General features: G+C 57.7%; 23 protein-coding genes and 1 tRNA gene. 14 read left to right on the top strand and 10 right to left on the bottom strand.

Annotation, left to right across the window (positions count from 1 at the left end):
- Nucleotides 1-17: 17 nt before the first annotated feature.
- From thrC to queA, 10 genes are all read right to left on the bottom strand, one after another.
- On the bottom strand, nt 18-1427 hold the full coding sequence (gene thrC, locus LOY38_RS05995; protein WP_007897604.1) for a threonine synthase: 1410 nt from the start codon (nt 1425-1427) through the stop codon (nt 18-20).
- Nucleotides 1428-1493: 66 nt separating this feature from the next.
- The gene (locus LOY38_RS05990) at nt 1494-2798 is read right to left on the bottom strand and encodes a homoserine dehydrogenase (protein ID WP_258699219.1); all 1305 of its coding nucleotides are present in this window, start codon (nt 2796-2798) and stop codon (nt 1494-1496) included.
- Between the two features lie 134 nt (nt 2799-2932).
- Nucleotides 2933-3664, bottom strand: a complete 732-nt coding sequence (locus LOY38_RS05985) for a DsbC family protein (protein WP_258699218.1) — start codon at nt 3662-3664, stop codon at nt 2933-2935.
- A gap of 301 nt (nt 3665-3965) precedes the next feature.
- The gene (gene xerD / locus LOY38_RS05980) at nt 3966-4862 is read right to left on the bottom strand and encodes a site-specific tyrosine recombinase XerD (RefSeq protein ID WP_007934017.1); all 897 of its coding nucleotides are present in this window, start codon (nt 4860-4862) and stop codon (nt 3966-3968) included.
- A 222-nt stretch (nt 4863-5084) separates the two neighbouring features.
- Nucleotides 5085-5633: a glycine zipper 2TM domain-containing protein gene (locus LOY38_RS05975; protein WP_258699217.1), complete on the bottom strand. Its 549-nt coding sequence runs from the start codon at nt 5631-5633 to the stop codon at nt 5085-5087.
- Nucleotides 5634-5754: 121 nt separating this feature from the next.
- On the bottom strand, nt 5755-6669 hold the full coding sequence (gene secF, locus LOY38_RS05970; protein WP_019581633.1) for a protein translocase subunit SecF: 915 nt from the start codon (nt 6667-6669) through the stop codon (nt 5755-5757).
- A 9-nt stretch (nt 6670-6678) separates the two neighbouring features.
- The gene (gene secD, locus LOY38_RS05965) at nt 6679-8544 is read right to left on the bottom strand and encodes a protein translocase subunit SecD (RefSeq protein WP_258699216.1); all 1866 of its coding nucleotides are present in this window, start codon (nt 8542-8544) and stop codon (nt 6679-6681) included.
- Nucleotides 8545-8607: 63 nt separating this feature from the next.
- Nucleotides 8608-8943 carry a preprotein translocase subunit YajC gene (gene yajC / locus LOY38_RS05960; protein WP_008014002.1) on the bottom strand — a complete coding sequence of 112 codons (336 nt, stop codon included), beginning with the start codon at nt 8941-8943 and terminating at the stop codon, nt 8608-8610.
- A 43-nt stretch (nt 8944-8986) separates the two neighbouring features.
- The gene (gene tgt, locus LOY38_RS05955; RefSeq protein ID WP_258700667.1) at nt 8987-10102 is read right to left on the bottom strand and encodes a tRNA guanosine(34) transglycosylase Tgt; all 1116 of its coding nucleotides are present in this window, start codon (nt 10100-10102) and stop codon (nt 8987-8989) included.
- Between the two features lie 14 nt (nt 10103-10116).
- Nucleotides 10117-11166, bottom strand: a complete 1050-nt coding sequence (gene queA, locus LOY38_RS05950) for a tRNA preQ1(34) S-adenosylmethionine ribosyltransferase-isomerase QueA (protein WP_258699215.1) — start codon at nt 11164-11166, stop codon at nt 10117-10119.
- 107 nt (nt 11167-11273) lie between these two features.
- Between queA and LOY38_RS05945 the strand changes: the two genes are divergently transcribed.
- From LOY38_RS05945 to LOY38_RS05880, 14 genes are all read left to right on the top strand, one after another.
- A tRNA-Leu gene (locus tag LOY38_RS05945) sits at nt 11274-11358 on the top strand.
- Nucleotides 11359-11522: 164 nt separating this feature from the next.
- Nucleotides 11523-12764, top strand: coding sequence for an integrase arm-type DNA-binding domain-containing protein (locus tag LOY38_RS05940; RefSeq protein ID WP_258699214.1), 1242 nt, complete (start codon nt 11523-11525; stop codon nt 12762-12764).
- A gap of 264 nt (nt 12765-13028) precedes the next feature.
- The gene (locus tag LOY38_RS05935) at nt 13029-13889 is read left to right on the top strand and encodes a hypothetical protein (protein ID WP_258699213.1); all 861 of its coding nucleotides are present in this window, start codon (nt 13029-13031) and stop codon (nt 13887-13889) included.
- A gap of 343 nt (nt 13890-14232) precedes the next feature.
- Nucleotides 14233-14892 carry a hypothetical protein gene (locus LOY38_RS05930; RefSeq protein ID WP_258699212.1) on the top strand — a complete coding sequence of 220 codons (660 nt, stop codon included), beginning with the start codon at nt 14233-14235 and terminating at the stop codon, nt 14890-14892.
- A gap of 18 nt (nt 14893-14910) precedes the next feature.
- Nucleotides 14911-15345 carry a 4-fold beta flower protein gene (locus LOY38_RS30270; RefSeq protein WP_408980566.1) on the top strand — a complete coding sequence of 145 codons (435 nt, stop codon included), beginning with the start codon at nt 14911-14913 and terminating at the stop codon, nt 15343-15345.
- Nucleotides 15346-15444: 99 nt separating this feature from the next.
- Nucleotides 15445-15696, top strand: coding sequence for a helix-turn-helix domain-containing protein (locus LOY38_RS05920; protein ID WP_258699210.1), 252 nt, complete (start codon nt 15445-15447; stop codon nt 15694-15696).
- Nucleotides 15693-15962, top strand: a complete 270-nt coding sequence (locus LOY38_RS05915; RefSeq protein ID WP_258699209.1) for an AlpA family transcriptional regulator — start codon at nt 15693-15695, stop codon at nt 15960-15962. The genes LOY38_RS05920 and LOY38_RS05915 overlap by 4 nt, the downstream gene beginning before the upstream one ends.
- Nucleotides 15959-16567, top strand: coding sequence for a hypothetical protein (locus LOY38_RS05910; RefSeq protein ID WP_258699208.1), 609 nt, complete (start codon nt 15959-15961; stop codon nt 16565-16567). The genes LOY38_RS05915 and LOY38_RS05910 overlap by 4 nt, the downstream gene beginning before the upstream one ends.
- Complete coding sequence (locus LOY38_RS05905) at nt 16564-16869, top strand: hypothetical protein (protein WP_258699207.1); 306 nt, start codon at nt 16564-16566, stop codon at nt 16867-16869. Before LOY38_RS05910 ends, LOY38_RS05905 begins: the two co-directional genes overlap by 4 nt.
- A gap of 376 nt (nt 16870-17245) precedes the next feature.
- The gene (locus LOY38_RS05900; protein WP_258699206.1) at nt 17246-17404 is read left to right on the top strand and encodes a hypothetical protein; all 159 of its coding nucleotides are present in this window, start codon (nt 17246-17248) and stop codon (nt 17402-17404) included.
- Nucleotides 17401-17682, top strand: coding sequence for a hypothetical protein (locus tag LOY38_RS05895; RefSeq protein WP_258699205.1), 282 nt, complete (start codon nt 17401-17403; stop codon nt 17680-17682). The genes LOY38_RS05900 and LOY38_RS05895 overlap by 4 nt, the downstream gene beginning before the upstream one ends.
- Nucleotides 17679-17951: a DUF3077 domain-containing protein gene (locus LOY38_RS05890; RefSeq protein ID WP_258699204.1), complete on the top strand. Its 273-nt coding sequence runs from the start codon at nt 17679-17681 to the stop codon at nt 17949-17951. The genes LOY38_RS05895 and LOY38_RS05890 overlap by 4 nt, the downstream gene beginning before the upstream one ends.
- The gene (locus LOY38_RS05885) at nt 17948-20830 is read left to right on the top strand and encodes a DUF927 domain-containing protein (protein ID WP_258699203.1); all 2883 of its coding nucleotides are present in this window, start codon (nt 17948-17950) and stop codon (nt 20828-20830) included. The genes LOY38_RS05890 and LOY38_RS05885 overlap by 4 nt, the downstream gene beginning before the upstream one ends.
- A 98-nt stretch (nt 20831-20928) precedes the next feature.
- The gene (locus LOY38_RS05880; protein ID WP_258699202.1) at nt 20929-21783 is read left to right on the top strand and encodes a hypothetical protein; all 855 of its coding nucleotides are present in this window, start codon (nt 20929-20931) and stop codon (nt 21781-21783) included.
- Nucleotides 21784-21855 lie beyond the last annotated feature (72 nt).

Raw genomic sequence — 21855 nt, 5'->3', positions numbered from 1 at the left:
GTGACAGCTTTTGCCGGTTACAGCGGCTTGCCGCGGTTGCCATGCTGACTGACAAAGGCCTGCACGGCTTTCAGGTCGTTCGGCAATACCGTGCAACGTTCATCTCGCTCAAACAAATCAGAAAGATGTGCAGGTAGTTCGAGCGCTTTTCCTACACCGGCTTTCTCCACTGCATCCGGGAATTTGACCGGATGAGCCGTGCCCAGGATCACCATCGGGATATCCAGGCTGCGACGGCATTCGCGCGCGGCCTTCACACCGATGGCGGTGTGCGGGTCCAGCAACTCGCCGGTTTGCTCGAATACTTCGGCAATGGTTTCGCAGGTTTGGGCGTCATCCACGGCCAGGGAGTCGAACAGCTTGCGCGCCTCGGTCCAGCGTTCCTGTTCGACGCTGAAACCACCGCCCTGCTTGAAGGTGTCCATCAAACCGGCAATCGCCGCGCCGTTGCGACCGTGCAGGTCGAACAGCAGGCGTTCGAAGTTCGACGACACCATGATGTCCATCGACGGCGACAGCGTGGCGTGCAGGGTTTCCTTGACGTACTGATTGCCGCTCATGAAGCGGTGCAGGATGTCGTTGCGGTTGGTGGCGACGATCAACTGGTTGATCGGCAAGCCCATGTTGCGCGCCAGGTACCCGGCGAAGATATCGCCGAAGTTGCCGGTCGGCACCGAGAACGACACCGAACGCGCCGGGCCGCCCAGTTGCAGGGCTGCGTGGAAGTAATAAACGATCTGGGCCATGATCCGCGCCCAGTTGATCGAGTTCACCGCTACCAGGCGTGTGCCCTTGAGGAAGCTCTGGTCGGCGAAGCTCGCCTTGACCATTTCCTGGCAGTCATCGAAGTTGCCTTCGATGGCGATGTTGTGGATGTTCTCGCCGAAGATGGTGGTCATCTGGCGACGCTGCACTTCGGACACACGGTTGTGCGGGTGCAGGATGAAGATGTCGACGTTTTCGCAGTGCTTGCAGCCTTCGATGGCCGCCGAACCGGTGTCGCCGGAAGTAGCGCCGACGATCACCACGCGCTCGCCGCGCTTTTCCAGCACGTAGTCGAGCAGACGACCCAGCAGTTGCAGGGCGAAGTCCTTGAACGCCAGGGTCGGGCCGTGGAACAGCTCCAGCACCCATTCGTTGCCGTTCAGCTGACGCAGCGGTGCCACGGCGTTGTGGGAAAACACGCCGTACGTTTCTTCAAGAATCTTTTTGAAATCGGCATCCGGGATGCTGCCGGTGACGAACGGGCGCATCACCCGGAAGGCGAGCTCGTGATACGGCAGGCCGGCCCAGGAAGCGATCTCTTCCTGGGTGAAACGTGGCAGGTTTTCCGGGACGTACAGACCGCCGTCGGTGGCTAGACCGGCCAGCAGGACGTCTTCGAAATTCAGGGCCGGTGCCTGGCCGCGGGTACTGATATAACGCATGACTGGCTCCAATAGACAGTGTTCGCAAACCCGGGCCCGCACGCGGGCCCGGTGAACGATAACGGCTTAGTTCAGGTGCTCGACGCGGATCCGTACGACCGGGCCGACCACGCCCGTCAGGGCTTCCAGGGCAGCGATCGCATCGTTGATGTGCTGTTCCAGCACGCGGTGGGTCAGCAGGATCATCGGCACCAGGCCGTCGTGCTCCTCGACTTCCTTCTGCATGATCGATTCGATGTTGATGCCGCGCTCCGACAGGATGCTCGCCACCTGGGCCAGCACGCCAGGATGGTCCTTGGCCTGAATGCGCAGGTAGTAAGCGCTTTCGCAGGCTTCGATTGGCAGGATCGGGTGGGCCGACAGCGAATCTGGCTGGAAGGCCAGGTGCGGTACGCGGTTTTCCGGGTCGGAGGTCATGGCACGCACCACGTCCACCAGGTCGGCGATCACCGACGAAGCGGTCGGCTCCATGCCGGCGCCAGCGCCGTAGAACAGGGTCGAACCGGCGGCGTCACCGTTGACCATCACGGCGTTCATCACACCATTGACGTTGGCGATCAGGCGGTCGGCCGGGATCAGCGTCGGGTGCACGCGCAGTTCGATACCGGCCGCGGTGCTGCGCGCCACGCCCAGGTGCTTGATGCGATAGCCCAGCGCTTCGGCGTAATTCACGTCCGCGGTGGTCAGCTTGGTGATGCCTTCGGTGTAGGCCTTGTCGAATTGCAGCGGGATACCGAACGCGATGGACGCCAGGATCGTCAGCTTGTGGGCCGCATCGATACCTTCCACGTCGAACGTCGGGTCGGCTTCGGCGTAACCCAGGGCTTGCGCCTCGGCCAGCACGTCTTCGAAGGTCCGGCCTTTTTCACGCATTTCGGTAAGGATGAAGTTACCGGTGCCGTTAATGATGCCGGCCACCCAGTTGATGCGGTTGGCGGACAGGCCTTCACGGATCGCCTTGATCACCGGAATACCGCCGGCCACGGCCGCTTCGAACGCAACGATCACGCCCTTCTCGCGAGCCTTGGCGAAAATTTCATTACCGTGAACGGCAATCAGTGCCTTGTTCGCGGTGACCACATGCTTGCCATTCTCGATGGCCTTGAGTACCAGCTCGCGGGCAACGGTGTAGCCGCCCATCAGCTCTATAACGATGTCGATCTCAGGGTTCGTGGCCACTTCGAAGACATCGTTGGTAATCGCAATACCGGTCGTTTGGAACTGAGGCTTTGGCGTGCGCATGGCAATTTGTGCCACTTCGATTCCACGCCCGGCACGACGAGCAATTTCCTCGGCGTTGCGCTGAAGTACGTTGAAGGTACCGCCACCGACGGTCCCTAACCCACAGATGCCTACTTTGACCGGTTTCACTGTGAACTCCCCATAAAACGGCCGACTCAAGGCCGGCCGTGAAAACAGCCGCAGGTTCGCGGCTCTCTATTGATGGCCCGGCAAATGCTGCCGCCGGACCACGATCGTCAATGGCTGACCGTGACGATGCGAATTTACTTCGCGCCCAGTGCCAGTTTGGCGACTTGTGGCGCAGGCTGGTAGCCCGGAATGACCTGACCGTCAGCCAAAACGATGGCCGGCGTACCGTTCACGCCAATCGACTGACCGAGGGCGAACTGCTTGGAAACCGGGTTATCGCACTTGGCGGCCTTGATTTCCTTGCCGTCGACCATTTTGTCCATGGCCGCTTTCTTGTCCTTGGAGCACCAGACGGCTTGCAGTTGTTCGTCACCCGGCGAGCCCAGGCCCTGGCGCGGGAACGCCACATAACGTACTTCGATGCCGCGCTTGTTCAGCTCAGGCACTTCGGCGTGCAGCTTGTGGCAATACGGGCAGGTGGTGTCGGTGAAGACAGTGATGTGCGACTTGGTTTCGCCGATGGCCGGGTAGACCACGGTTTCAGCCACTGGAATGTCATTGATCAGCTTGGCAATGCCCAGGCGTTCGGTCTTCTCGGTCAGGTTGACCGGCTTGCCGTCCTTGAGCTGGAACAGATAGCCCTGAACCACGTATTGGCCGTCCGCGCTGGCGTAGAGCACGCGGCTGCCCTTGAGTTTGACTTCGTACAGGCCTGGCAGCGGGCTGGCGGTGATGGTTTCGACCGGCACGTCGAGCTGGAGGTTTTCCAGGCTTTTACGAATGGCTTTATCAGCCGCATCATCGGCGACGGCAAAGGTGCTGACCAACGCAATGGCGGCGGCGGCGAAAATCTGGGGCAGACGCATGAGAACTCCTGAAGGCGGACAAATGGAACGATCAGAACGCCCGTGCCGAAACACCGGGTCATAACCGCCCATCGTACAAACCCGCAAAGCCTACCACATAAGGCCCGTGTGGCCGAATGCGGGTGACGTGAGACACGCATGCCTGACTGACATCCATTATTGTGGCGAGGGAGCTTGCTCCCGCTCGGCTGCGTAGCAGTCGCAAATAGGCCAGTCGGGCTTTCCTGAATAAATGCAGCGCCTGGTTTTGGGGTTGCTGCGCAACCCAGCGGGAGCAAGCTCCCTCGCCACAGGATTTGCGCTAGCCTCTGGGGTGATGCTTGGCGTGCAGGTCCTGCAACCGCGCGCGGGCGACGTGAGTATAGATCTGGGTGGTGGAGAGATCGCTGTGGCCGAGCAACATTTGCACCACCCGAAGGTCGGCGCCGTGGTTGAGCAGGTGCGTGGCGAAGGCATGGCGCAAAGTATGCGGCGACAGCGACTTGCCGATCCCGGCGACTTTGGCCTGGTGCTTGATGCGATGCCAGAAGGTCTGGCGGGTCATCTGTTCGCCGCGCTGGCTGGGGAACAGCACATCGCTGGGACGCCCGCCCAGCAGCTCGCCACGGGCATCGCGCATGTAGCGCTCGACCCAGACAATCGCCTCCTCCCCCATCGGCACCAGCCGCTCCTTACTGCCTTTGCCCATCACCCGCAGCACGCCTTGGCGCAAGTTGACCTGTTCCAGCGTCAGGCTGATCAGCTCCGTCACCCGCAAGCCACACGCGTAAAGCACTTCAAGCATGGCGCGATCACGCTGACCGATGGCTTCGCTCAGGTCTGGCGCGGCCAGCAGCGCTTCCACATCGGCTTCCGACAAGGATTTAGGCAACGGCCTACCCAGTTGCGGCATATCGACGCGCAGGGTCGGATCCACGGCAATCAGCTTTTCCCGCAGCAAATAGCGATAGAAACCACGCACACCTGAGAGAAATCGCGCAGTAGAACGGGGTTTGTAGTTTTGCTCCAGGCGCCAGGCCAGGTGATCGAGGATCAATTCACGGCCGGCGTTGATCAGCTCCAGGCCCTTCTCCTGCAACCAGCCGTTGAACAAGGCCAGGTCGCTGCGATAGGCATCGCGGGTGTTATCGGAAAGGCCTTTCTCCAGCCACAGGGCGTCTAGGAACTGGTCTATCAAGGGATGATCGATGGCAGGCATGGGGGCTCAAGACAGGCAGGCAAAAGGCCGCGAAAATGAAGAGTGACGCTAGTCTTTCATAGCACGTGGGTGGTGACACCTAAAATTCAGGCACAAAAAAAGCATCCCCTGCGGGTAATGCCTGTCAATTAAACGCAATCCATGTGGGAGCGGGCTTGCACATTAACTGACTGGCATTATCCCCTTGCGGGATGCTTCTTTTTGCGTGAGACGCTCAGCTCATTACCGGGCCGGTTCGTTCTGCCCCAGGATCAGCTTGCCGTCCTTGTCGACCGGAATCTGGTTGCCCGGATCGCGATCCATCCGCACTTTGCCTTCCTTGCCATCCAGCGAATAACGAACGTCGTAGCCTACAACCTTGTCGCTGATGTCATTGACCGTGTTGCAGCGAGTCTGAGTCGTGGTGTAGGTATCACGCTCCTGCATGCCTTCCTGCACCTTGTTACCCGCATAACCGCCGCCGACCGCACCGGCCACTGTGGCGATTTTCTTGCCTGTGCCGCCGCCGATCTGGTTGCCCAACAGGCCACCAGCCAGCGCACCGACCACCGTACCGGCGATCTGGTGTTGATCTTTCACCGGCGCTTGCCGGGTTACTGCAACGTCCTTGCACACTTCACGTGGAGTCTTGATTTGTGTCTTGACCGGTTCAACGGCCAGCACTTGTGCATACTCAGGGCCGCTTTTAACCAGTTTGTAGGTGGCAACAGCACCACCGGCAGTCACACCGACAGCACCCAATACCGCACCAACCAGCAACGACTTGTTCACATGAACCTCCTGGCTATCACAGGCGGGACAAACCCGCGCTTCTCCCAGCCTTGGAGCATAAAAAAAGGCGCGAGTTCAACACTCGCGCCTTCTCGGCCTATAGCTGGAAAAGCGATAACCGTTATGGACGGTCGTCGACTTCCTTCTCGCTCGTCGCCACAGGAATCAGGTCCTCGCTGTTCAGGTTCAGCCAGATCAGCACCACGTTCGCGATGTAGATCGACGAGTAAGTACCCGCCAGAACACCGATGAACAGGGCAATGGAGAAGCCGAACAGGTTGTCGCCACCGAAGAACAACAGGGCCGCGATCGCCAGCAAAGTGGAGATCGACGTCGCCATGGTCCGCAGCAGGGTTTGCGTGGTCGAGATGTTGATGTTCTCGATCAGGCTGGCCTTGCGCAGCACCCGGAAGTTTTCACGAACCCGGTCGAATACCACGATGGTGTCGTTGAGCGAGTAACCAATGATCGCCAGCACCGCCGCCAGCACCGTCAGGTCGAAGGTGATCTGAAAGAACGACAGGATACCAATGGTCACGATCACGTCGTGGATCAACGAAACGATCGCGCCGACCGCAAACTTCCACTGAAAGCGGAACGCCAGGTAGATCAGGATGCCGCCCAGCGCCATCAGCATGCCGAGGCCGCCCTGGTCGCGCAGCTCTTCACCGACCTGCGGGCCGACGAACTCGACACGCTTGACCTGAGCCGGGTTGTCGCCGCCGACTTTTTGCAGCGCTTCAGCCACCTGGTGACCCAGTTGCGGGTCTTCGCCAGGCATGCGCACCAGCAGATCGGTGGTTGCACCGAAGTTCTGCACGATGGCTTCGTGATAACCGGCCGTAACCAGTTGTTCGCGCACCTTGGTGACATCGGCCGGACGCTCGTAGGTCAGCTCGATGAGCGTACCGCCGGTGAAGTCCAGGCCCCAGTTCATGCCCTTATGAAAGACACTGAACATTGCCAGCGCGGTAAGGAACAATGTGACGCCGAACGCAAAGTTGCGAACGCCCATGAAGTTGATTGTACGTAACATGGCAGCCCCTTAAATCCACAACTTCTTGAAGTCACGACCGCCGAAGATCAGGTTGACCATCGCGCGGGTCACCATGATGGCCGTGAACATCGAGGTAAAGATCCCGAGGGACATGGTCACGGCGAAACCCTTGACCGGGCCGGTGCCCATGGCAAAGAGAATCCCGCCCACCAACAAGGTTGTCAGGTTGGCGTCGAGAATCGCGGTGAATGCCCGTCCGAAGCCTTCGTTGATTGCCCGCTGCACAGTCATGCCAGCCGCAATCTCTTCACGTATCCGCGAGAAAATCAGTACGTTGGCGTCGACCGCCATACCCATGGTCAACACGATACCGGCGATACCCGGCAGGGTCAGCGTTGCACCCAGCAGCGACATCAGGGCCAGCAGCATCACCATGTTCACCGTCAGCGCGACGGTGGCGATGAGGCCGAAGAAGCGGTAGATGGCCATGATGAACAGCGAGACAAACAGCATGCCCCACAGCGATGCATCGATACCTTTGGTGATGTTGTCAGCACCCAGGCTTGGGCCGATGGTACGTTCTTCAGCGAAGTACATCGGTGCCGCCAGACCACCGGCACGCAGCAGCAGCGCCAGTTCGGACGATTCGCCCTGGCCGTTCAGGCCAGTGATGCGGAACTGGGCACCCAGCGGCGACTGAATGGTCGCCAGGCTGATGATCTTCTTCTCTTCTTTAAACGTCTGAACCGGCACTTCTTTCTCGACGCCGTTGACCACTTGCTTGGTGTAAGTGGTCACCGGACGTTGTTCGATGAAGATCACCGCCATGCTGCGACCGACGTTGTTGCGAGTCGCACGACTCATCAGCTCGCCGCCATGGCCATCCAGACGGATGTTCACTTCTGGTGTGCCTTGCTCGCCGAAGCCAGCCTTGGCGTCCGTCACCTGGTCACCGGTGATGATCAAGCCACGCTCGATCAGCGCCGCAGGACGATTGCCTTCACGGAACTCGAACGACTCGGAAGTGGCTTTCGAAGCGCCAGGCTCAGCCGCCAGACGGAACTCCAGGTTGGCCGTCTTGCCGAGGATACGCTTGGCTTCTGCAGTGTCTTGCACGCCCGGCAGCTCAACCACGATGCGGTTGGCGCCTTGACGCTGAACGATAGGTTCGGCAACACCCAGCTCGTTGACGCGGTTACGTACCGTGGTCAAGTTCTGCTTGATGGAGTATTCGCGGATTTCCGCCAGCTTGGCCGGGGTCATCGCCAGACGCAGTACCGGGCCATTGAGGTCGGCCGGAACAATGTCGAAATCGTTGAAGTTCTTGCGGATCAGCACGCGGGCCTGTTCGCGGGCCGCTTCATCAGTGAAGCCCAGCTGAATGGCACCGCCCAGTTGCGGCAGGCTGCGATAGCGCAGTTTCTCTTTACGCAACAGGCTCTTGACGTCGCCTTCGTAGACTTTCAGGCGTGCGTCGAGGGCTTTGTCCATGTCCACTTCCAGCAGGAAGTGCACACCACCGGACAAGTCCAGACCCAGCTTCATCGGGTGCGCGCCCAGGCTGCGCAGCCATTGCGGGGTGGTTTGCGCCAGGTTCAGTGCAACGACGTAGTCATCACCCAATGCCTTGCGCACGACGTCTTTGGCCGGCAGCTGGTCTTCAGCCTTGGTCAGACGGATCAGACCGCCCTTGCCGTTTGCCGCCAGCGTGGCCGCCTTGACGTTGATCCCGGATTCCTTGAGCGCGGTGCTCACACGGTCCAGATCAGCCTGATTGACTTGCAGCGCAGTGCTTGCACCGCTGACCTGAATGGCCGGGTCATCAGGATATAGATTGGGAGCGGAATAAATCAGACCGACCGCCAGCACCGCCAGGATCAGAATGTATTTCCACAGAGGGTATTTGTTCAGCATCACGCCGCCCGCTTATGACGCGGGGCGCCTTGCGCGCCCCGTCGATTGAGTAGAAGTTGAAACTTAGATCGCTTTGAGCGTGCCTTTTGGCAGCGTGGCGGCGATGGCGCCTTTCTGGAACTTCATTTCAACGGTGTCGGAAACTTCCAGAACCACGAAGTCGTCGGACACTTTGGTGATCTTGCCGGCGATACCACCGGTGGTCACAACTTCGTCACCTTTTTGCAGGCTGCCCAGCAGGTTCTTCTGTTCTTTGGCGCGCTTGGCCTGTGGACGCCAGATCATCAGGTAGAAGATGACCAGGAAGCCGACCAGGAAAATCCACTCAAAACCGCCGCCCATCGGGCCTGCCGCAGGTGCAGCAGCGTCAGCCATGGCATTAGAGATAAAAAAGCTCATTTAGCACTCCAGTTGCAAATGTTGAATCTTGGGGTCAGAAAACTCAGTCCAAAGGCGGAACAGGCAACCCGCGTTTGGCGTAGAAGGCATCGACAAAGGCGGCCAATGTACCCTGTTGAATAGCCTCGCGCAAACCAGCCATAAGCACCTGGTAATGGCGCAAATTGTGGATGGTATTCAACATGCTACCCAGCATTTCGCCGCACTTGTCCAGATGGTGCAGATAAGCACGGGAGAAGTTCTGGCAGGTATAGCAATCGCAGGTCGGATCCAGCGGCGAATCATCATGGCGATGGAACGCGTTACGGATCTTCAGCACGCCTGTATCAATGAACAGATGCCCGTTGCGGGCATTACGGGTTGGCATCACGCAATCGAACATGTCCACACCGCGGCGCACACCCTCAACCAGATCTTCCGGTTTGCCAACGCCCATAAGGTAACGAGGTTTGTCAGCCGGCATCTGGCCCGGCAGGTAATCCAGCACTTTGATCATCTCGTGCTTGGGCTCGCCCACCGACAGACCGCCGATGGCCAGGCCGTCGAAGCCGATCTTGTCGAGGCCTTCCAGGGAGCGCATGCGCAAATCCTGGTGCATGCCGCCCTGAACGATGCCGAACAGCGCTGCTGTGTTGTCGCCATGAGCTTCTTTCGAACGCTTGGCCCAGCGCAACGACAGCTCCATGGACACCCGCGCGACGTCTTCATCAGCCGGGTATGGGGTGCATTCGTCAAAAATCATCACGATGTCCGAGCCCAGATCACGCTGGACCTGCATCGACTCTTCCGGGCCCATGAACACTTTGGCGCCGTCGACCGGAGAGGCGAAGGTCACGCCCTCCTCCTTGATCTTGCGCATGGCGCCCAGGCTGAACACCTGAAAACCGCCGGAGTCGGTCAGAATCGGGCCTTTCCACTGCATGAAATCGTGCAGGTCGCCGTGCTCCTTGATCACCTGAGTGCCAGGACGCAGCCACAAGTGGAAGGTGTTCCCCAGAATGATTTCCGCGCCGGTGGCGACGATATCCCGCGGCAGCATGCCCTTGACCGTGCCGTACGTGCCCACTGGCATGAAGGCCGGAGTCTCGACGGTACCGCGCGGGAAGGTCAAACGACCGCGACGAGCCTTGCCATCGGTGGCAAGGAGCTCAAAAGACATGCGACTGGTGCGACTCATTCTGTTTCCTCAGGGCCACGTGGTGCGGGATTACGGGTGATAAACATCGCATCACCGTAGCTGAAAAAGCGGTATTCGTTGTCGACGGCGGCTTTATACGCGGCCATGGCCTCGGGATAACCGGCGAACGCCGAAACCAGCATCAACAGCGTGGATTCAGGCAAATGGAAGTTGGTGACCAGGGCATCGACCACATGAAACGGCCGGCCCGGGTAGATAAATATGTCAGTATCGCCACTGAACGGCTTGAGCACACCATCGCGCGCGGCGCTTTCCAGGGAACGCACGCTGGTGGTCCCCACCGCCACCACCCGACCGCCGCGAGCGCGGCAGGCCGCAACGGCATCCACCACGTCCTGACCGACTTCCAGCCATTCGCTGTGCATGTGGTGGTCTTCGATCTTCTCGACGCGCACCGGCTGGAACGTGCCCGCCCCCACGTGCAAGGTCACGAATGCAGTCTCGATGCCTTTGGCGGCAATTGCCTCCATCAGCGGCTGATCGAAATGCAGCCCCGCCGTCGGCGCCGCCACCGCGCCCAGGCGCTCGGCGTACACCGTCTGATAACGCTCGCGGTCCGAGCCTTCATCAGGGCGATCTATATAAGGAGGCAACGGCATGTGCCCGACGCGATCGAGCAGCGGCAACACCTCTTCGGCAAACCCCAGCTCGAACAACGCATCGTGACGCGCCAGCATCTCGGCCTCGCCACCGCCGTCGATCAGGATCTTCGACCCAGGCTTGGGCGACTTGCTGGAACGCACATGCGCCAGCACGCGATGACTGTCGAGCACCCGCTCCACCAGGATTTCCAGCTTGCCGCCGGAAGCCTTCTGGCCAAACAGCCGCGCCGGAATCACCCGGGTATTGTTGAACACCATCAAATCGCCCGGGCGCAAATGCTCGAGCAAATCGGTGAATTGACGGTGTGCCAGGGCGCCGCTGACCCCGTCAAGGGTCAACAGGCGACTGTTGCGACGCTCGGCCAAAGGGTGGCGGGCGATCAGCGAATCTGGGAGTTCGAAAGTAAAGTCAGCAACGCGCATGATGGGGTTCGTCTAGCAGGGCCCGGAAGTCTAGCCGAAATAGTGAAAATTCTCTATGTACCTGATTGACCGACGGTAATCTCATCTCTATACTTCGCCGCCATTGAGCCCTGATGGCGGAATTGGTAGACGCGGCGGATTCAAAATCCGTTTTCGAAAGGAGTGGGAGTTCGAGTCTCCCTCGGGGCACCACATAGCAGTATCTGAGAGTCTTTACCAGCCTCTCAGACCCAGAGAAACCGGCCTCTTGGCCGGTTTTTTTGTGCCTGGCTGTTTATCCCTGTATCCCCTTATCCGTTGTATCCCTGTATCCCTGCTTGTATCCTGAGAAAAATACCGAACTTTGGGATACAAGGATGAAACGCGCAGACATCAAGCGTCGCCCTCTCGCCGATACCACGCTTTCAGGGCTTGAGCCTGAAACAAAGGAATATCGAGAGCTGGATGGAAACGGCTTATATTTCCGGGTCAAACCGGACGGGGGCAAATCATGGCAACTCCGGTACAAGCGTCCTGCAGGTAATTGGGCATGGATGGGCCTCGGCGGCTATCCAGAAGTCAGCGGCGCACTTGCCCGCGAAAAAGCAGCCGATCTGCGGAAGGTTGTCAGTAGCGGTGCCGACCCTCTTGAACAAAAGCGCTCGGCAAAAGCGGCAATCGATGCCGCTCGAACTCGAACCTTCAAAGCGGCTGCGGAAGCTTGGCTCAAGGCAAAGGAGGAAAAAGGTCTCGCCTCCTCCACTCTCAATAAAATCCGCACCTACCTCGACAAAGACATTCTTCCAGCGCTTGGTGATAAACCTCTGGACGAAATAACCCGAACCGATTGTGCAAATCTCCAGGCCTCCCTCGAAGCTCGGGAGGCGCATAACGTTGCTGAAAAATGTCGGACGTGGGTCAATCAGATCTTCGGCAGAGCAATCGGCTTGGGACTGACAGAAAACGATCCTGGTAGCCGTCTACGCGACATCGCAGCTCAAGCACCGAAAACTCAACAACACCCTCATTTGCTAGAGCCCGAACTCGGCGAGTTTCTCACCGCCTTAAAGAACACCCCCAGCAGACTCACCGCTCGAACGGCGGCATGGCTTTGTATATGGACAGCCTCAAGGCCGGGAATGGTTCGTCTAGCTGAGTGGAAAGAGTTCGATCTCGATAAAGCTCTGTGGACTACACCTGCATCGAAGATGAAGATGCGCCGAGACTTCGTGTGCCCTCTTCCTTACCAAGCACTGGTCGCACTTAGAGAGCTGCACGCTTTAACCGGGCGCAGCCGCTGGCTATTTCCTGGAGTTGGCGCGAAGAATCCGACTATCAGTGAGAACACAATCAATAAAGTATTCGCGACCATTGGCTACAAAGGACGTCTTGTTGGCCACGGCACGCGGCACACAGCGAGCACCCTGCTCCGTGAACACGGATGGCCAAAGGAACATGTGGAGGCGCAATTAGCCCACAAAGAAGAGGGCATCTCGGGGGTCTACAACAAAGCTCAGTACCTCGAGCAACGAACAACCATGATGCAGTGGTATGCCGATCATCTGGACAAGTTGCAGAATGGGAATGTCGTGCTGGGCCAGTTTGGACAAGCCATTTGACCATGCCAATCCTGATTCCTCAAAAAACCGGTGTTCCACGTGTTCCATGTGTTCCGAAACTGGTGAAAGCCTTTAATTGCGTGGCTTTCAATGGTGGAACACAAATAGCGCTCAACTGGAACACATGGTCGATGGCACACAAAAGGTGTTCCAGAATCGGCAACACCGGCAAGCAGAAATCCCCTCTCCTCACTGGCGGCCTCACAGGTCTGCCGGGCGCAGGCCCTCGCGTTTTTTCGGGCACAGAAACGGGGCGAGGGGTGGATGTTGAATAGAAAATATTACTTAAGCGCTCCCCTAAACATTGAGGGATGGGAGATTGTCGAAACGTTTGAGCGATTCACGCTATACGACGAATTTGCAGAACGCATCGATGATGCTCTCGAACTCATCCTAGAGGGCCAAGAGCACTGGGCGAGCCATCTGACAGATGGGGAGTGGTCCGCTGAGTCCATTCGAGTGCTGGCAAATGTCAGACGGCTCTCCTACAACATACGCCAACAATTTGAGCGATCCAGAGACGACTTACCTCGATGCATCCGCTGGACAATAGGGGAATCGTCCAACTCAGCTATTACTGATAGCCAATACATTGCCGCGCTGGCGATTGATCGAGCTTGCCGTGTCATTGAGACACTAGAGAGATGGTTGAGTGGCTTCGACAAGGATCTATCTGCGGGAAACTTTGAGAATCTAGCGGCTCTGATTGCAGATGCGTCAGACGACTTTATGGAGCTTGTGGAAGAGGTACGTCACGAGCAACCTCATCTGGAAATCGAAGCACGTGAGGCGGTCGCTGACTTGCTGGGGACAGCCCGGTATTACATGACCTTGGCGAACGTCTACGCCTCTCCGCTTTTGAGCAGCGCAGATAAGATCCGGATTAGTGCAAATGCGCGCAAAGCGGGCAACAGCTCGGCAGCCATACGCCGTGAAGCCACAATAGATCGCAATGAGAGCATTTGCTCCCACGCCAAGCGCCTGCTCAGTGATGGTCGATCAGAAAGAGAGATCGTTGGCATTATTGCAGGCACCGATTCTGCACTTAAGTTACCGAGCGGTACCGCCAAGCTTTCCATAAAACAAATCCGCAATATTTTAGTCGCAAATCGTGTGCTTTCTTAAATGCAGCGCAGCGCTTCCAGATTCAAATCGACATTACCTGTCATATGCATTCAACTTGGTGCTGGTTACAGGCGATTTGACTAGCTAAACAGCGAGCGCCCCGAAGGCATAGCTACCAATCACAAGAGGCGAGTCCTTTTCGGACAGGCTCGCCAACCATAGCCCCACGTTGCGCTTGTCTAGGGTCTCGTCGTTTCTTCTTAAAATCCGTCATTTTTTAGGCCGTAATGTATGGGCTTAAGAATCACACACGCACAGGGGACTGCCCTCCTGACATAAACTACTGCTAGATTATCCACAAATGCTGTACGTTTACCTTGGCATCTAAAGAAAGGAATCCACTTTGAACAAAAAAATCTCTGAAAGATTTGAAAGCTTGATGAACGAAGTAAATGCAATAGAAACAGCCAAAGTAAAAGTTGCCAGCGATTTCGGTGATGGATGGCGAATCGACCAAGACGCCCTTCTATCTTGGCGTGTAAAAGCAAAAAATATAATAATTCAAGTTTGCGGCGAAACTTCACAGCATTTCATCGAATTTACTCATTCAGAAAAGTTAAACGGTTTAGGCGATGGTCATTACAACTCATTGAAACGTACCCGAGCTGTTTTAGGGGCCGCAAAAGATGACTTTGAGGGCGGCTATTTGACGTCTATTAAGGCCTTAGTCCAGGCTGAGGTTTTCGACAATGAATTGGAGCAAGCGGAAGAGCTCTTGACAAGCGGCTATCATGTTGCAGCAGCCGTTATCGCGGGGGTCGTCCTTGAAACCGGACTTAGAGAATTATGCGATAGAAGTGCTGTTGAGCATGGCAAGCTCGACAAGATGAACGCTGATCTGGCCAAGGCTGGTACCTATAATAAACTTCAGCAGAAAAGGATTACCGCGCTCGCCGACATTAGAAATAATGCGGCACACGGGAAGCCCTCTGAATTTTCTGCGGACGATGTACGCTCTATGATTAAAGAAGTAGAGCAATTTTTAGCACAGTATCTAGGATGATACTCGTCCAGCCGTCAAATGGACCGAACCATCTGCATCGTTTACTATCGATGTATAAAGCGCCTCATCAACCATAGTACGAGGGATTGTATGGAACTTACTTTCTACGACAGCAACGGCCAACCATACTGCTACTGTCAAGACGGTGAACATCTTTACACATTTGGCGGCCAGCCTATTGCATATATCCATGAAGAGTCTATTTACTCCTTCCCCGGAAGGCATTTAGGTTGGTTCGTTAATGGCTGGATTTATGACCCCAATGGACGTGCCCTGCTATTCACTGAATATGCCAATGGTGGTCCTGGTAAACCCGGGCGCGCTGGTCGGCCAGGAAAAGCAGGTCGAGGTGGTCGTCCAGGAAAGGGCGGGCGCGCAGGACGCCCTGGCCGCCCCGGCTTGAGCGCGAGTTGGTCGAACCTCACAGCAGCAGCATTTTTTAACCAACCCTAACACCGTAATGTTATTGAAAAGGGAAGTGAACCACCGTTCATTTCCTTTCCCTAATTTAGCGTTAGCCCTGTAACTCTCCATGACTACAGGAAACGCTAAATGACTGCGACAACGCTTCAATCCATCACCCCGCTTTCACCCTGCTCCACTGATTTGCTCACCCCTGATCAAGTCGCGGTCACTCTCGGTCTGTCGCACCGCACGCTCGCCGCCTGGCGCAGTTCGCGCCGCAATCCGCTGCCGTATGTGAAAGTCGGAAGCCGCGTGCGTTATAGACCTAAAGATGTGTCCACGTGGCTCGAAAGCCGCACGCACAGCTGCTCTGCCGCAAGTGCGAGGAACGAGAAATGAAAGCCTCTCGCCTCTACTCCTCTGCAAACGGCTCCACGCCAATCGATCCATCGGTGACACTCATCCGCATTGCCGAGGTAATGGCCATCGTTGGCCTCGCACGCCCCACCATCTACAAGCTAATGAACGAGCCTGAAAGTGGTTTCCCGAAGACCGTAAAACTCACCAATAGCAACGCTCGTGGCGCCCCGGTCGCCTGGGTCTTGTCGGAAGTTCAGGCTTGGGCACGCGGTCGCATTGAAGCACGCGATGAGGTGGCCGCATGAAGCGTCACTACTGCCCGTTCAAAGGTCCCTTCCATGACTCCTACAGCATCGGTTTTCAGCTCTACGCTCAAGGCGGCATTAACTGGCGTCATCGCACCATCGCGGGTGTGAGCTGGAACGGTGAGGAGAAGGAGGCGTTCTTTTTCAATCCTGACGGACTCGTTTTGCCAATCACGCCCAACCCTTGGGAACTGCCGGAGATCATCCACAAGCACGCCATTCGCCGCGAGTTTTCCAGCATCCACGGCCACGGTCATTTCGCGATGAAAGAGGGCCGTCGTGATGGGCTGAGTCAATTCACGCTGAACAACTGGGTCACCTACTGGCTGATCGATCAAAAGGATGGCTACTCGAACGATCCCCAAGTCTGGGGCCAATACGTTGAAAAGGACATCGAACAAGAAAAGCTCATCACCGAGCGTCTCTACACAGACCTGCGAATCACGTCCGACCTCAGCCAATACATGGAAGAGTGCCTAGTCGAGCGACGGAATGCGCTCGCCGAGCAGCACCGTCGCCGCTGCGCCGAGGACAGCAAGATCCTCGCGTGGCTCAAAGGTGAAACCCCGCCTCCGTTGTTCGCCAACGTGCAGGAGGCAGCGTGAGCCATTCGATTGCCAATCAAGCCTTGATGCATCCCTTTTCAGTGCTGCGCAGAATCGGCTTTTCGCCCGCCACCATGCAGCGCCTCGAGCGCTATCGCAACCAGCAGGACAAACAGGGCCGTGTAGTCAGCGTACTTAGTTGGGCCGATGGCACCTGGTGCGCCCTCGCTCTTCATTGCGAAAAGGTCGGCGCGGTGATCGTCGACGAAGGCCAGCAAACAGAAGCCTACGAAGACGCCCGCTCCATGCTCGATGACGGCTTCCTGCCCTTGCTTAATCTGCGCTGGGAAGCCCACGCCTGAAACGAAAACGCCCCCGGCGGCAACCGGAGGCGTTTGAGGTCAATCTGTATGCCTGGTCAATTTATGTCGCATCAAATAAATGCGCAAGGCTTCGTGCCGGTTGCGCTTATAAAAACTCGGGGTTATCCTGCCGCCGTCGCTGCAAATTCAGCGACCGGGTTTGGCGACCCGAGCACATACAGGCGCACAGGCGCCCCCATACCGATTGCAGGCGCTTTTTTTGTGCCCGCATTCCTGCTTAATGGTGGCTGTGCGTGGGAGACCTTCGGGTCTGCCGGGGTCCTGTATGCCCGGTTCGCCAACCCGCGCACAGCTGCCACCCTTACATCGTTTGGCGACGATCAGTGGCAGCTCCTCACATACAGGAGCTTCACCAATGCACGCCCTCAATCCGTCCAAAATTCGCGCCGCTGCCCACCGTGCAATGGCTCTCGCCGCTCTACATGCCAACTCCAGTCTTGCTACACGTCTCGCCCGCTACAACGACCACATGGCCAAAGCCCGCGCACTCGAAGCCGCAGGCGGTGCGCAATGAACAATGCGCTGAGTTTTACCTTGCCCGAAGATCTGCTCTGCGTCAGCCAACGCGCCGGAGCTGGTGTACCCATTGACGCCATCACCTGCGCGATTGATCGCGCCGACTCGGTGCTGACGCTGCTTGAAGACCACTTTGAAGGCGAATCTCGCCTAGCCAACCATGTTATCGCGGCCGTCATTTGGGATGTGCGCGGCACCCTCGGTCTGATCAAAACCCTTGCTATGCACGGTGACACCACTTCTGTTCCAGCGGATCAGAAAGGCGGTGTGTTATGACCACTTTGACCACGCTTGGCCGCACGGATTTTTCGCCTGCTAATGCCCACGGTTTGAAGCTGTTCCGGGTGAACGCAGGTATTCCTGTCGAAGACGCGTTAGAGATCGCTTCGCAGCTGCAACATCACGTGAACCAGCTCACTCGAGATGCTGCCATGAGCGATAAAGGCGAACGGTTTAGTTGGTCTGCATTGTTCTTAGGTGAAATGGCAAAAGCGCTGCTCGATGACGTAAACGACACGCTGTTTTTGCCGGGGGCCGACATATGAGCCAGCACCGGAACAGTAAAGCGAAACGTCCGAGCTTCGCCGATGTGAAAGCGGCCTCGCTCAAGGACATCGAGCGCGTCCTCACACACTGGTTGCCCAACGGAAAGCGTGTCGACGGCGGCAAGGAATACACCGCTCCGAATCCGACCCGCAGCGACAAGCGCGCTGGTTCGCTCAAGGTCAACCTGAACAAAGGCACCTGGGCCGACTTCGCCACGGGCGACAAGGGCGGCGACCTCATCGATTTGGTGCGTTACTTGGACGGCGTCACCGATGTCGAGGCTTGCACGAAGCTGATCGAGCTGCTGAACGTGAGCGCCGGTGCTGCGCAATTGGCTCCCGCTTCCGGCAAAGGTAAAGCGTCGACGTGGACGGCCATACAGCCGATCCCGACCGAAGCGATGAAACGATGCCCGGTCCGACATCGTCAGCACGGCACGCCATCAAAGGTCTGGATCTACCGCGATCAAGACGCCCAGCCACTTATGGCCCTGTACCGCTTTGATCTCGGTCCGGACGAAGACGGCGCGCCGAAGAAAGTCTTTGCTCCACTGACTTGGTGCCAGCGCTCCGACGGCCAAACCACGCAATGGCGCTGGCAGGGACTGCCTGATCCGCGCCCACTGCTGCGCCTGGAAGAGCTGACTCAGCGCAACACCGCAACAGTCGTGTTGTGCGAAGGCGAGAAAGCTGCCGACGCGGCAGGCGAACTGATGCCGGACTACGTGGCCACGTGCTGGCCGAACGGCTCGAACTCTTGGCACAAGGCTGACCTGACACCGCTCAAAGGTCGCGCGGTGGTTCTTTGGCCGGACAACGACAGCAGCGGCAAAACGTGTATGGAGGACGTCGCCAAAAAGCTGCACGAAATCGGTGCCGAATCGGTGCGGTTCGTTGCGTTGGACGCCTTCAAACGCAAGCCCACACTAGAGAACGATCGCGTCGCCTTCGCCAAAGGTGGTCAATGGGACGAAGGGGACGACGCTGCCGACGCGCTCGTTAAGGGCTGGACGGCGGCGCACGTCGCCGAGCTGGAGCGCGACGGCGGTCTTTTCGTCTCTGCTGATGAACCATCCAGCGAGCCCGCAGAACCGAAAGTCGCAGCAAAACAACCGGCAAAATCGAAAACTGATTTGCTGCCCGGTGGCTTTCGTTTGGCCCCCGAGGGTGTGTTCTATACCGGCGATGATGGGGAGTCGCGACCTGTTTGCTCTTCCTTGGAGATCCTCGCTCGTACCCGCGACGACAAAGGCCACAACTGGGGCCTGCTGGTTGAGTTCGACGACCCGGACGGAGCGAAAAAGCGCTGGAACATTCCCGCCCGCAACATGACTGGCGATTTCGGCAAGGACGTCTTGGGGCCGCTGGTGGATATGGGTTTGCGTCTGCCAGGAACCCGCTCTGGCCGTAATGCGCGCAACGATCTTCAGAGCTATCTGCAAGGGTTCGACAGCAACGAACGGGCGCGTTTGGTCACTCGCCTTGGATGGCATGGACCTGCGTATCTGCTGCCCGATCAGCAGATTGGCAACAGCCATGAGCACCTCTTCTTCTGCGATTCCGGCGCACAGCTCCCTCCGATCAGCGAGGCCGGGACGCTGGAGCAATGGCAACAGCAAATCGGAGCGCTCTGCGTCGGCAATCATCGCTTGGCTTTCGTTGTCAGCGTGGCCTTTGCCGGGCCGCTACTGCACTTGCTAGGGCACGAATCAGGCGGTTTTCACCTCTATGGCGATAGCTCCGGCGGCAAGACGACACACCTACAAGTCGCCGCATCGGTCTATGGCGGGCCGCGACTGGTCCGATCCTGGCGCTCGACGGATAACGCTTTGGAATCGATTGCCGCTGCGCACTCAGACGGCGTGCTGGTGCTCGATGAGATCGGTATGTGCGATCCGCGCATCATCGGTGAAACGGTGTACATGCTCGGCAACGGTACGGGTAAGGCCCGTGCCAATGATCGTGGGCAAGCAGGCCGACAGGTCCAGGAGTGGCGGTTGTTGTTCCTCTCGACCGGCGAGAAAACGCTCGCGCAGCACATGGCCGACGCCAACAAAGAGCTCAAGGCGGGAATGGAGATTCGCATGCTGGCGGTGCCTGCGGACGCGAGTAAAGGGCTCGGAATGTTCGACGTATTGAGCGGTTTCGAAGACGCCGCTGCCCTGTCAGATGCCCTCAAGGCTCGTGTAGCCAAGTACTACGGCACGCCACTGACTGCCTTCCTGTCGGCGCTGTGTAAACCCGGTGAAATGCTCGGCTGGACAGCCATCTTGCGCCGCACGGTCGAGCGTTTTATCGCCAAGGCGCTCCCTGCGTCGGCCAGTGGTCAAGCGCACCGAGCTGCTGCTCGTTTCGGCCTTGCCGCTGCCGCTGGTGAGCTGGCCACAGCGCTGGGCGTCACCGGCTGGCCGGAAGGCACCGCCACCACAGCAGCTCAGGTTTGCCTGAACGCTTGGCTCGACGAACGAGGGGGTGCCGGGAACATGGAAGGCGACGCCATCGTGAGCCGACTGCAACAGGTCATTGAGCGATTCGGTGAAAGCCGCTTCACCCGCTGGGACGGGCTCGCGGCCAAAACCGACGATCACGCTCCACGAACCGCCGACCGACTCGGCTTCCGGCGTACGGTTGAACACGGCATGGGCGACGGCGTTTATACGCTTGTTACCTACTACTTCCTGCCCACTGCGTGGAGGGCGGAAGTTTTCAAGGGCATGAGCCTCACCTTGGTCAATCGTGAACTGATCGAACGCGGGATTTTGGAAGCCAGTGCAGAAGGCCGTGCTGCGCAGTCAGTACGGCTTCCCGGGTTGGCCAAAACGAGAGCCTACGTGGTGCATGCCAACGCTCTCCTCTCCAATGAAACCGAAGCCGCGTGAAGCGCAGGCGGATCGGAGGAGAGCTGCCGGCCGCATTGGGTCTGGCCAGCCCGAAATCACATCGAACGAACATCAAAATCTGAAATGGAAGACATCTAATGAGCGACTATCAAAAGCAAATCAAGCAACACCAAATCGAAATGGAGCAACTCAAAAAACAACTGCCGGGACTCACAGCAGCGGCCAAGGAAGCTAAGAGCGCTTACGCCCAGACGCGTACCAATCGAGCTCCATACCCACATGCGGTTATCAATGCTCTTAGTAACGCCAAATCTGAAATAGAGAGGCATGCCTCCGAGATCAGGAAGCTCCAGACCCGGATTGATTGGGAAGACGGTATCCGGTTTGCGAGCACCAATATCAAAAAGGCACAGAAAGAAATCAGCCAGGTGCATAGCGATCTTCAAAAGCAGCAGGACAAACGCGCTAAGCTTTCGACCAAACTCCAAAGGCTGGAGGATGAAAAGCGCACCGAAATCGAGAAAGCTCAATATGTGGAAAAACAAGCTGCGGCGAGTTATTCCGTAGCCTTGAGCGATGGAGACGACGCGGAAGAACAACGGGCGGAAAAGGCGCTCAGACAAGCATCAGAAGCGCTTGCAGTGGTGACTCGTGACAAGCGGGGAGTTGCAACCGCAGCGCAGGCTCTGAAAGCTGAAGTGGAGAAGCTCGACATAGCAATCGCAGAGATCAAACAAACCTTGAAGGATCTTCGCCAACAACAGCTACGGACGGCACGTACCATGTGGGCCGACCGTCTGGACAAGGCGGCTCAGGAGTTTGCCGCCATCGCTGCGTACCTGCACGCGACTGAAAAAGCGTTGGGCCGTACCAGCTCCCTCATCGACGTATACGTGCCGTTGCAGACTCCACTAGGCCCGCGATCCATCAACCAAAACACGATTACTGAACAAGCCGGTGCGATCTCTATTGAGCAACTGATAGCCGCCTGATTCACCACATCACCACTGCCAGTGGTGATGCCCTTCCCCCCGAACCGGAGCATCAATCGCGGAACACCAAAC

The sequence above is a fragment of the Pseudomonas sp. B21-015 genome, from assembly GCF_024749285.1.
Taxonomy (GTDB): domain Bacteria; phylum Pseudomonadota; class Gammaproteobacteria; order Pseudomonadales; family Pseudomonadaceae; genus Aquipseudomonas.
Note: the sequence above shows the minus strand (reverse complement) of the source record. Positions and strands in the feature narration are given on the sequence as shown.